Raw genomic sequence first — 12,673 nt, 5'->3', positions numbered from 1 at the left:
ATCAAGAAGTTCGAGGCGGCGCAGTTTCGAGCAGCGGAATGTATGCATTTAGATACATGAGCCGCGGAGAAACAAGCCAACGAAGAAATTCGCAGTGTCATTTTTACCGGACTTTTTGAACATCCTCTTAAAACTGAAATAAACTTCCCTTTTTTCTTGCGCTTTTCTAAAACGGTTATGATTCCGAGTAAAACATGCCTGTTTTTACCTGCGCTCACCTAAGGATGGTCGTGACAATACCTTACCATGTTTAAACGTTCTTTTTTGCTCGTGATTACTTAAAAGCTGTCAGATTCAGATGGTTGAATTTAAACGTAGCACTTTTCGTCACGTGCTATCAAGTCTTCAAACACATAGAAGCGTAAATCTTCAAAAAGAGTTCCATCTTCAGGTTTTCTTAAACTTCGTAATCTTTATATAAAGTTGTTGTATCTAACATGTCCATTTAGTAATATGTTATAATATGTTTCATATATCAAATACTTTTTCTTAGTCAAAGGAAGTGTCGGCGTGTTTGATGGGGGTTTTGATCTCGTTAATATAATCAGAATCGGCGTAGACATTGCGATCGTCTGGTATGTTTTATATAAATTAATAATGATAATTCGCGGAACTAAAGCGATTCAATTACTTAAAGGAATATTAGTAGTTATCATCGTTTGGCTATTAAGTATTTTATTTAATTTGCAAACGATTCAATGGATAACGAACCAAGCTATCTTATGGGGATTTCTTGTCATCATCATTCTATTCCAGCCTGAACTACGGAGAGCACTGGAGCAGCTAGGTAGAGGGAGTATTTTTTCTAGAGGAACTCGCTCGGAGGAAGAAGTAATTGAAAAGATAAGTACTTCCATCGTGACTTCATGTCTGTACATGGCGAAGCGACGAATTGGTGCTTTAATAACGATTGAATTAGAAACTGGCGTTGGGGAATATGCTGAAACTGGTATTTCAATAAACGGCGAGTTAACGAATCAGTTGTTAACTAATATTTTTACTCCAAATACGCCACTCCATGATGGTGCAGTTATTATAAAAGATAATAAAATTGTTGCAGCAGCATGTTATTTGCCCCTTTCAGAAAGTGCATCGATCTCTAGAGAATTAGGTACGAGGCACCGTGCTGCTTTAGGTATTAGTGAAGTTACTGATGCGTTAACAATTGTTGTATCAGAAGAAACAGGTGCAATTTCTTGTACAAAAAATGGAGAGCTAATAAGAGATATCGATGAGGATAGACTTTCAAATATTTTACTAAAAAGTCTTTCACAATCAATGAAAACCCCTGAAGTTAATCCACTCAATTGGAGGGGGAGAAAAAATGGATAAATTATTTCAAAGTAAATGGTTTATACGAATAATTTCATTAGTTCTCGCTGTTACGCTATATCTTTTTGTAACGGTCGAAACAGATACAACAAAAAATGATTCACGGCTGCTTCCAGGGGCTTCAAATGAAGTTCAAGTAATTGAAGATATGCCTTTGGATATTAAGATTGATGCGGATCAATACGTTGTAAGTGGTGTACCTGAACATGTAAAAGTATCGCTAGAAGGAAAACCTAGTGTGTTGACACCAATTGTTAGACAAAGAAATTTCACAGTTTTTGTCGATTTACAAGAACTTGGTGAAGGAGAACACACAGTAGAAATAGAATATGAAAATATGCCGGATGATTTAACTGCATATATTGAGCCAAAAACGATAGATGTTGTAATTGAAAAACGTGCTTCAAAGGATTTTGCTGTAAGTGTTGATTTATTGAATATGGATAGTCTACCACTCGGATATGAAATTGGTGAACCTGAAGTGTCACCAGGTTATGTAACAATTATTAGTTCGGAAAGTATTATTGAACAAATTGCCATGGTGAAAATATTTGTCGATGTAACTGACCTGAAGGAATCAATTCGTAACAGAGAAGTTCCAGTTAGTGTTTACGATATTCAAGGGAATGACCTTAATGTGCTTGTCGAACCTGCAAGTGTTACAGTCTCTATTCCAGTTGAACGCCCTAGTAAGAAGGTTCCTCTAACGATTAAAACAAAAGGAGATTTACCTGATGGCTTAAAATTGGAGAAATTGGAGGCTGAACAAGAAATAGAGATTTTTGGAAAACGTGAAATTCTAAATGAGATAACAGAAATATCTACAATTGAAATCGACATGGCCGATATTGATAAAACGGATACGTACGAAGTAGAGTTAGACTTACCAGAAGGTGTTGTAGCTAATAATGAAACGATAGATGTTATTGTTGAACTAAGCGAATCAAAAGTATTTAAAGAAGTTCCAATTGATAAAAAAGGCGACAATGCAGACAATGTTACTTTCGTGAATCCGGCGGAGGAGCTTGTCGATATAACGGCCAAAGGTAGTGACGAATTAATCAAGGCTTTGCAGAAAGAAGATATTACAACCTCGATAGATGTAGGTGCACTTGAAGAAGGAGAGCATAAAGTTGAGCTAAATGTAAATGGCCCAGAAAACATCAAGTTTGAACCAGAATTCAATACCGTAACAGTTAGAATTGAAGACTAGGTAAATTTATTAATCGCTCAGTTTGAAATTTCCTGGAGTACAGGATAAAGGAGAGGTAAAGATTGGGAAAATATTTTGGAACTGATGGTGTTAGAGGTATTGCAAATAAAAGCTTAACACCTGAAATTGCGTTTAAAATTGGGAGAATAGCAGGGTATATTTTTTCTAAAGAAGGAAAAAACCCAAAAGTGTTAATAGGACAAGATACGAGAATTTCAGGCCCAATGTTTGAAGGAGCACTTATCGCTGGTTTACTTTCTATCGGAGCAGAAGTAATGCGTCTCGGAGTAATATCGACTCCCGGAGTAGCTTATTTAACAAAAGTTACAAATTCACAAATGGGAATTATGATTTCTGCCTCCCATAATTCATTTGAAGACAATGGGATTAAGATATTTGGCCCAAATGGATTTAAATTAACAGATGAACGTGAAGCGGAAATTGAACGTCTAATGGACTTGGAGGATAATCTGCCTCGCCCTGTCGGTAAAGATATTGGAGTGCTAAGTAACTATTTTGAAGGTTCACAAAAGTATTTGTCTTATTTACAAGAGACTGTAGACAATGACTTTACCGATATTCATATCGCATTGGATTGTGCTCATGGGGCGACATCAAGTTTAGCAGCTCATTTATTTGCTGATCTTGATGCAGAAATATATACTATTGGAAATAATCCTAACGGTACTAATATTAATGATGGAGTCGGTTCAACCCATCCGGAAAATATTCAAGCAATGGTTAAAGAGAAAGAATTGGATATAGGTCTTGCATTTGATGGGGATGGTGACAGATTGATTGCCGTTGATGAGAAAGGAAATATAGTGAATGGTGATCAAATCATGTATATTTGTGCGAGTTATTTGAAAGAAAAAAATCAATTAAACAAAGATACTGTTGTGACAACGATTATGAGCAATTTAGGATTCCATAAAGCATTAGAGAAAGAAGGTATAAACATAGTTTCCGCTGATGTAGGAGATCGTTATGTACTGGAAAAAATGCTTGAAGGAGAATATAATTTTGGCGGGGAACAGTCTGGGCATGTTATTTTCTTAAACCATAGTACAAGTGGGGATGGCATGCTAACTGCGATTCAGCTTATCGATATTATGAAAGAAACAGGAAAATCATTATCTGAATTAGCTGAGGGTATGACAGTTTATCCACAAGTATTAAAGAATGTTCGTGTCATGAATAAAGAGCAAGCCTTACATAACTCAAATATTGTCGCAGAAATTGAGCGTGTGAAAGATGAGTTAGGTGACTCTGGTCGAGTATTAGTTCGACCTTCAGGAACAGAATCGTTAATTCGTGTAATGGTAGAAGCAGAAACAAAAGAAGCGTGCGAAAAATATGTTGATCAATTAATAAAAGTAATAGAAGAATTTGCTTAATAAAAAACTGTTCTCTCAATTAGAGGGAGGACAGTTTTTTTCATTTATGAATTTGTTTAATTGAAGTGAAATATGATGAATAGCTTTTTCATATTTCGTATTTGCCGCTTCAGTCTTAATGATCTCTTCTATGCTGCTTAATAAGTGTATACGTGGTTTTCTTAATTGTACTTCCTCGATTAGAAATTCTATATATTCTTTTAAGGCTGGATTGTTAGTACCCAAAGTACTAATTAATTTATATAATTGGGAAAGCAATGTCTGTTTTGTTTCGTTTTTTAAGTTCGTTTTTAAAAAAGGATAATCGCTCTCGTTTAAAAAGATTTCTTTACTTTTAATTAAATCCTCTATGATAGTATCCATGCGACGGACAACATATTGTATCAGCATCGTAAGGTTTATTTTTTTCTTTGAAATGGTTTTCCAAGCAAAGTGCATATTTTGAATCATCCCATGCATTATCACCGCGCAATCAGAAACATATGGCATCGCTTTATCTCCATAAATCTCTCCAAGTCGATCGGCTAACCAAGATAATTCTTCAATCAAACGTTTGTTTATATAGTCTTTTAAGTCAACATCATCGGAGTGAAATGCTGCTTCATAAATTGGGAGTAACGTAAATTCGTTCATTATTTCGACACGTACTAAAACTTGCTTTATGAAAATATCTTTGTTTGATTTATCATATTTGTCCAACATAGACTCTCGCCTTTTGAATTCTTCTTCCCTCGCTAAATCCATATACGAGATTAAAAAATCATTTTTTGAGGAAAAGTAATTATAAAAAGTTCCTTTCGAGATATTACATGCTTCAAAAATATCTTGAACAGAAGAGGCTTGATATCCTTTTGTTGAGAAAACTTTTTTAGCAGTTAAAATAACATTTCTTTTTCGCTCATCCATGGAGTTGTATCACCTTTTATACCTATAGTATAAATTATTTTATTACATTTGTACTTGTATCACAACATTTATAATGAAAAAGAATAAAATGTTTGCAAGTTTTATACGCTAGGTTTAAAATTGTAAGAGTGAGTATATTGCGCTTTGGAGGAACGTAAATGGATATAAAGAAAATACACGAAAATCCACCATATGGTATGATAGCTATCTTATTCATTGGTGCATTTGCTGCACTTTTAAATAACACTTTATTAAATATTGCATTACCGACAATTATGACAGAGTTTTCAGTTTCTCCTTCAAAAGTACAGTGGGTTACGACTAGTTATATGTTAGTGAATGGAATTTTAATCCCAGCGAGTGCTTTTTTCATTCAGCGATTTACGAATCGTTCGATTTTTTTATGGGCGATGGGTTTATTTACATTAGGTACGTTGGTATCAATGATCGCACCGAGTTTTTTCGTACTTATTGTAGGCAGGATGTTACAAGCATCTGGTTCAGGTTTAATGATGCCATTATTGATGAATGTTATCTTAATTGCTTTTCCGGTTGAACGACGGGGAACAGCGATGGGAATATTCGGGCTTGTGATGTTTGTTGCTCCAGCAATTGGACCGACGCTTTCCGGATGGATAATTGAACATTATTCGTGGAGAACATTATTTGCAATTATATTACCATTTGGAATTTTAGCTTTTGCATATGCTGCTTTTAGATTGAAAAATATTACACCAAATCGAGAAATTAAGTTAGATATCTTATCCATTATTCTTTCCAGTATTGGATTTGGAGGACTATTATATGGATTTAGTTCGGTTGCAGATAGTGGATGGGGCTCCTTCCATGTATATGGCACAATTATTATTGGGGCCATTTGTTTAGTAATATTTGTTTTACATCAAATGAAATTGAAAGAGCCAATGTTAGATTTTAGAATTTATAAGTACCCAATGTTTGCTTTATCATCCGTCATTTCAGTTACAATTTCGGCTTCTATGTTTTCTGGAATGCTTTTAACGCCCTTATATATACAAACTGTTAGGGAAATATCACCATTTCATTCAGGTATATTAATGTTGCCGGGAGCAATTTTGATGGGGATTATGTCACCAATAACTGGTAGATTATTTGATAAGTTTGGGGCAAGAACTCTTGCAATAACAGGTTTAACTATTTTAACTGTTTGTACGTATATGCTGAGTGATTTAACTATGGAAGATAGCTACTTTTATTTAATGGCACTTTATACAATTCGAATGTTTGGAATGTCCTTAGTGATGATGCCTGTTATGACGAATGGTCTAAATGAACTTCCAATGAGAGCAAACCCTCATGGTACGGCGATGAACAATACGTTACAGCAAGTTTCAGGGGCAATTGGTTCAGCTATAATATTAACAATAATGACAGTTCGATCAAATAATGCTGGGGTTGAACTATCACAGGAAGTAGCATCAGGTGAACTGATTACTAAATATTCAATTGAACATTTAGCTTTGTTAGAGGGAATCAATTTTTCATTTTTTATATCAACCATCTTTGCAGTAGTCGCTTTAATTTTAGCCCTGTTTATAAAACGACCTGTAGTCCCATCACAAGAAGTAACTTTTGAAAAAGCTTAAACAAAGGACTGACTAAGATACAGTAAAAATCTAATCAATCTAATTGCTAAGGAAAATGCCAGTTCAATCTCTATGTTTCGAGTCATTTTCAATGATGTCGAGTCGATTTTCAAAATGTTGAGTCATTCGCCAATATCTAGATGTGGAGACATGGTGAATCGTTTGCCGCAGTTTTATGAAATTTATCAATAAATTTAAGAAATCCGAACGTATACAAGAATGTATAGTTCGGATTTTTTTGGAAGGTAAGTATAAAACTTTCTTACTTCACAAGTGCAACTTTGGCTTTCGTCATAAAAACTTGGCGATAAGCCAAGTTTTCTAGTATAGTCGCTGTTATATTACGTAAAATAATAAGTACATTATATTAGTGAGGGAAGATAACTGTGAGTAACTTTGGTCGTTTTTTAATCATTATTTTCTCATTTTGGATTCTTTATTTACCAATCGAAACAGATGCAACAACGGTATCCAATTATCCATTACAAATTAAATATCCCGACACTATGATATATAAAGCAGAAACAAATGAAAAAGTTATTGCTTTTACATTTGATGATGCTCCTGATGAAATATATACCCCACAAATTTTAGACGTATTAAAAAAACATGACGTTAAAGCAACCTTTTTCTTATTAGGTTCTCGTGTTAATAAATATCCACATATTGTAAAGCGTATTTATAATGAAGGGCATATAATTGGCAATCATACTTACTGGCATCCTGAGTTAACAAAAACAGGAGTCGCAAACATGGTCTGGGAAATTAACCAAAATGAAAAGGAGATAGAGTCAGTTGTTGGTGTTAAAACAAATTTATTCCGAGCACCATATGGAGCGTTGAATGAAAAGATGGTTATCAAATTAAGGGAAATGGGATATCGAGGGATTGGTTGGTCGATCGATTCAGAAGATTGGAAAGGAATATCAAAGCAAGAAATTAAAGCAAATGTGCTTGATTATTTACATCCAGGCTCTATTGTTTTAATGCATGCAGCAGGTAATGTACCTGAAACAGCTGCTGCATTAGACGAGTTATTAACATACTTAAAACAAGAGGGGTATTATTTTGTGACGGTAGAAGATTTGTGGAAATTAATTTATAAATAACTATTTGCGAAAATCCGCAAACCTTCTATAGGAAAAACCTTCAGAAAGTAGGCGGATTTTAATAAGATTAGACTTCTACCATTAGCTTTTCAGCCCGGGGTTCACTTTTAAAATTAATTTCTTCATGGGTTCCATCACAAAATGGTTTATTATCGGAGTGTCCACAACGGCATAAAGAAATATCATTTTCAACTTCATACGCATTTCCTTTTGCATCAATTAAATTAAAAGATCCTTTTATCTGATAAGGACCATTGTCTTGTACTTCAATTGTGGGGATTTTCAATGTTTTCACCTCCATTATTAGAGGATGTTCAAAAAGTCCGGTAAAAATGACACTGCGAATTTCTTCGTTGGCTTGCTTCTCCGCTCCTTGAAAAAGGAAAGCACTTTTTCTGCGTGCAAGAACGTATGCTCATGTATCTAAATGCATACATTCCGCTGCTCTAAGCTTCTCCTCCTCGAACTTCCGACGCACAGGACGTGCTAGTGTCGGTGTTGCTGACAGGACGTCAGCGCCTTTAGCCGACGGATCCTTTTTATCCTCCTTTTTGAACACGCATTATTATTGTTTTCATTTTGTGTTTAAATATCAGTTTTAATAAATGGCACGTATAGCGCATAAATATGGTATTAGCATAAAATGGAGGGGATCTTGATGAGAATCCATGTCATAGAAAGTGGGGACACCCTTTGGCGATTGGCGAGAATGTATGACACGACAATTACCCAAATTGCATTAGCAAATCAGATAACTTCAGAAAATATATTAACAGTTGGTCAATCTCTTGTTATTCCAACTCCTAATATAGATTATGTTGTTGAACCTGGGGATAATTTGATCCGTATTGCCGAGCGATTTGGAGTAACTTTACAAGAGTTAATGGAAACGAATAATATAACAGACCCGAATTTAATTTACGTTGGAAGAATGTTACACATACCATATTTTTATTATCAAGTCCGACCTGGCGACACCATTTTTTTTATTGCAAAGAGATATGGCAGTACAACCGCACAAATTAATGAATTGAATCAACTACCGATGAATGCGATAATTTATCCTGGTCAGCAACTGAAGATTCCAATTAAATCAAAAGAGGAGACAGAAGTAAATGCTTATACGACGACGTTTAATGAGCAAGGAAGAAATGAAGTTTTAGCTTTAGGCAGTTTTTTCACTTATTTAACCCCATTTTCTTATCAGGTTAGAGAAGACGGAAGTTTAACACCTTTAAACGATGAATTGGTACTTAATGCTGCACAAATGACAAATTCCTCTCCATTACTTGTAATAACGAATTTTCAGAATGGATTCAATTCTGACTTAGCTGCAGCAATTCTACGTAACCCGGATGTACAAGAAATATTAATCACCAATATTTTAAGAGAGATGGAAGCAAAGAATTACCAAGGTTTAAACATTGACTTTGAATATGTTTATCCACAGGATCGTGAGAATTACAATGCTTTCTTAAGAAGAGTTGTCGAACGACTACATCCAAATTACTCCGTATCAACTGCACTTGCACCGAAAGAAAGTAGGGAGCAACGTGGTACGTTATATGAGGCACATGATTATCGGGCGCATGGAGAAATAGTTGATTTTGTTGTCTTAATGACATATGAATGGGGATGGGCCGGTGGAAGTCCGCTAGCTATTGCCCCGATTAATAAAGTGAGAGATGTTCTTGATTATGCGGTTACAGAGATTCCTCCAGAGAAAATTTTGATGGGTGTTCCACTTTATGGTCGGGATTGGAATATCCCTTGGGTAGAGGGAACCCTCGCGCGTACACTTAGCCCCCAGGAAGCGGTTCATCTTGCTACTCGTTACGGAGCACAAATTCAATACAATGAAACATACCAGTCGCCTTTTTTCTATTATACAGATGAACAGGGGCAAGCACATGAAGTATGGTTTGAAGATGCTCGTAGCGTCCAGGTGAAATATGATACAGCCAAAGCTTATGGCCTTCGTGGGGTTAGTTACTGGGTGTTGGGTAATGCCTTTCCGCAAAATTGGGCAGTGCTAAGTTCGACTTTTAAGATTGAGAAAAAATAGATTATAAAGTGTGTTTTTCGGGGAAAGATTTTGTAAAAACTCAGCGCATTCAGTTGATTCAGCGATATTGCAGTTCAATTCAGCGATTCCAGTCATGAAATCAGCGGCAATCCCGATAATACAGCGAATTTGAACAAAAATTCAGCGAAAATGTAATTAATCCGGCGCGTGTATGTGATTCAGCGATATTGGAGTTCAATTCAGCGATTCCAGTCATGAAATCAGCGTCAATCCCGATAATACAGCGAATTTGAACAAAAATTCAGCGAAAATGTAACTAATCCGGCGTATGTATATGATTCAGCGATATTGCAGTTCAATTCAGCGATTCCAGTCATGAAATCAGCGTCAATCCCGATAATACAGCGAATTTGAACAAAAATTCAGCGAAAATGTAATTAATCCGGCGCGTGTATGTGATTCAGCGATATTGCAGTTCAATTCAGCGATTCCAGATATGAAATCAGCGTCAATCCCGATAATTCAGTGAATTTGAACAAAAAATCAGCGAAAATGTAACTAATCCAGCGCATGTACTTGATTCAGAGATATTACAGTCCCCTCATGATTCTATAGAATAATTTCCTCTCGACATATTTCGTGCTTATGGTAAAGTAGAAATGTAAAGATTGAATGTAAAGAGGGGAACTAGATGCTTTATTTCATTGCAGGATATTTATTAAAATTTATACTTAGTCTGTTTGGTTTTTTGAAGGTTTATCAAAAAGAAAATTTACCCGAAAACACTGGGTATGTAATAGCTTGTACTCATTCAGGATGGGTTGATATATTATGGCTAGGTATTTCGATTTTGCCAACAAAGGTACACTATATGGCAAAAAAGGAGCTATTTCAATCTGGATTTTTGAAATGGTTAATGAATGGTTTGAATGCATTTCCGGTAGACCGGGAAAACCCTGGTCCTAGTTCTATTAAGATACCGATGCGGTTGATTAAAGAGGGAGAAATAGTAGGTATTTTCCCGAGCGGAACTAGAACGACTGAAGATGTGCCATTAAAGCGTGGCGCTGTAACAATTGCTAGTTATTCTAAGGCTCCAATTGTGCCAGCAGCTTATGTAGGGCCAAATAATTTTAAAGAGTTGTTTAAATGGAAACGACCGAAAATAATTTTTGGTAAGCCAATTTATTTAAACAATGAATTACCAAAAAAAGAAGCATTAGATGTGATGGCGGAAGAATTAAATACAGCAATGAGAGATTTACAACAAAAAATAAGTTAATCTACAGACTCCGGGAAACTGGAGTTTTTTATTTTCGAAAAACATTGTTTAACGTGATCCTCTTGTTGAAAGAGCACGAGTAAAGTGATGATCTTCGATTAATTATCTCGTGGATCCAATCCAATCTAGTATAGTAGTGATGATAGAGTAAGGGGCCAGTCGGCTTAATGACCGAAAAGTTTGCCTTAGTGTACCAAGCACAGCTGATGAGTCGCAACAGGAAATTATACAATTTTAAAAGATACTTTTTCTATCTGTGTGTTTCTGTAAGTTTTTTGTAATCCATCCTTTAAAATATCTTCTTTAGAAATCACCTTTTGTTTTAATTGTACTGTTAAATCCGGTTGAAAAAGTTCTGTCTCAAGTTCCAATTTATTATGCGAAGCCCAGTTTAAATGTAGATTTCCACCCCCAAAATATTGTGGTAGTGAAATTCTACTCTTAAAAAAGGGATGCTCACTATCTTTTTGTACACCGGGTTCATTGAGACAAATATATAACGAGAGGTCATCAAAAAACTTTATTAATTCGTAATGTAAACTAAATTGTTTTTCATTAAATCCAATAATTTTCTTTTTTAGTCGTTCTTGGCGATTTTTTTCATTTTCAATAAAATCTATCGCTAAAGGTGTCGAATCTTTCTTCAAAAATGAAGTGTAATGTTTACTGCATAATAAAGCGGCATACAACGAGTGATCTTCTACTTTATTGATTCCATGTTCATATAAAACAGTTTTCGGTTTTTTAGGGAAATTTGTAAAAGAATATGGTGCATTTCCTTTATCATCCCAAAATGGCGCTTTATCAAAAGGAACCCAACCACAGTCATGTTGAAAAATCGCAAATTCAATATCGTCTTTCCAGTTTAAGTCTGTTACGAAATCTTCTTTTAAATAGGTAAAAAGCATTCCAGAAATAGATGCGTGATGATGTTGTTCAATCATAACAAAATCTTTACTTCGCTCTCTAACTATCAACTTAATTTCCTCCTAACTCAGCTTCCATAAATTGTTGCCAGACAGTATCACAAACACTTAAATATTTCTCATAGTCTTTCACGACATTAAAATTTGTTTTAAAAGGTGCAATGTATTTTCATCAAAGATTCCTTCCGCAATATATGTACAATAGATCTTTTTAACCATTGTACTATATTTCTATTGGACAAAATAGAAGAAATGTAATTGGAAATTAATTAGAAGAAGTAAAATTTTATAGTAATCGTTCTTCTTGATAAATTTCGGTAATGATGCTCATCCGCTTAGCCATTATGTGATAGATCTTTCATGGTTTGTAAATGCAACATTAGAGGATTCTCCTTATACTAATGAAATGATTTTAATCCCGCCAACATCAAGATATTCACAAAAAATGTGGATATTCGAATCACCAAAAATTCATGTTTCCCCCGATACTTTCATGAATACTCACGTCAAACCAAGTGAAATATCCACCCGGAGAATTACAACTAAATTTGTAGTTTATTATACTAAACGCTTGAAAAAAGTTTATCTATATCAAAATAGGGGAAATATATCCCAAAATTAGGCGATTCCCTAATAGGAGAGTTTGTCGTATTTTAGTAGACTATAGAAAATTGGGTTGATTGTCATTCTGCCTAAACAAAGGAGTGAACGGTTTCAATGAAAAGAAAAACAGGTTTAAAATATTTTAAGCCAGTTGAGCGATATTCAGGAAATTGGTCGGCTCTAGAAGAAAAAAGTCGAGAATGGGAAAATATGTACAGAGAGCGTTGGTCGCATGATAAAGTAGTTCGAACAAC

Annotated in this window: 10 protein-coding genes and 1 pseudogene; 8 read left to right on the top strand and 3 right to left on the bottom strand. The window is 35.0% G+C overall.

Annotated elements, in window-relative coordinates; genetic code table 11:
• The first annotated feature begins 510 nt into the window (after positions 1-510).
• The 3 genes from cdaA to glmM all read left to right on the top strand — a co-directional run bounded on the left by cdaA (position 511) and on the right by glmM (position 3,942).
• Complete coding sequence (gene cdaA, locus ACPYKA_RS05645) at positions 511-1,332, top strand: diadenylate cyclase CdaA (RefSeq protein ID WP_479541412.1); 822 nt, start codon at positions 511-513, stop codon at positions 1,330-1,332.
• Complete coding sequence (locus tag ACPYKA_RS05640; protein WP_479541411.1) at positions 1,325-2,545, top strand: CdaR family protein; 1,221 nt, start codon at positions 1,325-1,327, stop codon at positions 2,543-2,545. Before cdaA ends, ACPYKA_RS05640 begins: the two co-directional genes overlap by 8 nt.
• Positions 2,546-2,607: 62 nt before the next feature.
• Positions 2,608-3,942 carry a phosphoglucosamine mutase gene (gene glmM, locus ACPYKA_RS05635; protein WP_479541410.1) on the top strand — a complete coding sequence of 445 codons (1,335 nt, stop codon included), beginning with the start codon at positions 2,608-2,610 and terminating at the stop codon, positions 3,940-3,942.
• Between the two features lie 15 nt (positions 3,943-3,957).
• Here the strand turns inward: glmM and ACPYKA_RS05630 are convergent, their stop codons facing one another.
• Positions 3,958-4,848, bottom strand: coding sequence for a TetR/AcrR family transcriptional regulator (locus ACPYKA_RS05630; RefSeq protein WP_479541409.1), 891 nt, complete (start codon positions 4,846-4,848; stop codon positions 3,958-3,960).
• Between the two features lie 158 nt (positions 4,849-5,006).
• On the opposite strand from ACPYKA_RS05630, the gene ACPYKA_RS05625 reads away from it, so the two are divergent.
• Both ACPYKA_RS05625 and ACPYKA_RS05620 read left to right on the top strand, forming a co-directional pair.
• A complete protein-coding gene (locus ACPYKA_RS05625) occupies positions 5,007-6,473 on the top strand; it encodes a DHA2 family efflux MFS transporter permease subunit (protein ID WP_479541408.1) in 1,467 nt (488 codons plus the stop codon).
• A 386-nt stretch (positions 6,474-6,859) separates the two neighbouring features.
• Entirely contained in the window at positions 6,860-7,582 is a 723-nt protein-coding gene (locus ACPYKA_RS05620; protein ID WP_479541407.1) for a polysaccharide deacetylase family protein, read from the top strand.
• Between the two features lie 67 nt (positions 7,583-7,649).
• Here the strand turns inward: ACPYKA_RS05620 and ACPYKA_RS05615 are convergent, their stop codons facing one another.
• Positions 7,650-7,868, bottom strand: a complete 219-nt coding sequence (locus ACPYKA_RS05615) for a CDGSH iron-sulfur domain-containing protein (protein ID WP_442961180.1) — start codon at positions 7,866-7,868, stop codon at positions 7,650-7,652.
• Positions 7,869-8,240: 372 nt separating this feature from the next.
• On the opposite strand from ACPYKA_RS05615, the gene ACPYKA_RS05610 reads away from it, so the two are divergent.
• Positions 8,241-9,647 carry a glycoside hydrolase family 18 protein gene (locus tag ACPYKA_RS05610; protein ID WP_479541406.1) on the top strand — a complete coding sequence of 469 codons (1,407 nt, stop codon included), beginning with the start codon at positions 8,241-8,243 and terminating at the stop codon, positions 9,645-9,647.
• Positions 9,648-10,299: 652 nt separating this feature from the next.
• The gene (locus ACPYKA_RS05605) at positions 10,300-10,890 is read left to right on the top strand and encodes a lysophospholipid acyltransferase family protein (RefSeq protein ID WP_479541405.1); all 591 of its coding nucleotides are present in this window, start codon (positions 10,300-10,302) and stop codon (positions 10,888-10,890) included.
• A gap of 224 nt (positions 10,891-11,114) precedes the next feature.
• On the opposite strand, the gene ACPYKA_RS05600 is transcribed toward ACPYKA_RS05605, so the two are convergent.
• Positions 11,115-11,867: a DUF3891 family protein gene (locus tag ACPYKA_RS05600; protein WP_479541404.1), complete on the bottom strand. Its 753-nt coding sequence runs from the start codon at positions 11,865-11,867 to the stop codon at positions 11,115-11,117.
• Positions 11,868-12,533: 666 nt separating this feature from the next.
• Here ACPYKA_RS05600 and ACPYKA_RS05595 point away from each other — a divergent pair.
• Positions 12,534-12,673: pseudogene (locus ACPYKA_RS05595) on the top strand (nitrate reductase Z subunit alpha); the annotation flags it as partial.

This window comes from Pseudogracilibacillus amylolyticus (SeqCode), assembly GCF_051918545.1.
Classification (GTDB): Bacteria; Bacillota; Bacilli; order Bacillales; family Amphibacillaceae; genus Pseudogracilibacillus.
Note: the sequence above shows the minus strand (reverse complement) of the source record. Positions and strands in the feature narration are given on the sequence as shown.

What these genes read in the sequence shown, in the direction of transcription:
- ACPYKA_RS05640 (WP_479541411.1), top strand. Translation starts at nt 1,325, where the DNA reads ATGGATAAATTATTTCAAAGTAAATGGTTTATACGAATAATTTCATTA.
- ACPYKA_RS05630 (WP_479541409.1), bottom strand. Translation starts at nt 4,848, where the DNA reads ATGGATGAGCGAAAAAGAAATGTTATTTTAACTGCTAAAAAAGTTTTC.
- ACPYKA_RS05625 (WP_479541408.1), top strand. Translation starts at nt 5,007, where the DNA reads ATGGATATAAAGAAAATACACGAAAATCCACCATATGGTATGATAGCT.
- ACPYKA_RS05610 (WP_479541406.1), top strand. Translation starts at nt 8,241, where the DNA reads ATGAGAATCCATGTCATAGAAAGTGGGGACACCCTTTGGCGATTGGCG.
- ACPYKA_RS05605 (WP_479541405.1), top strand. Translation starts at nt 10,300, where the DNA reads ATGCTTTATTTCATTGCAGGATATTTATTAAAATTTATACTTAGTCTG.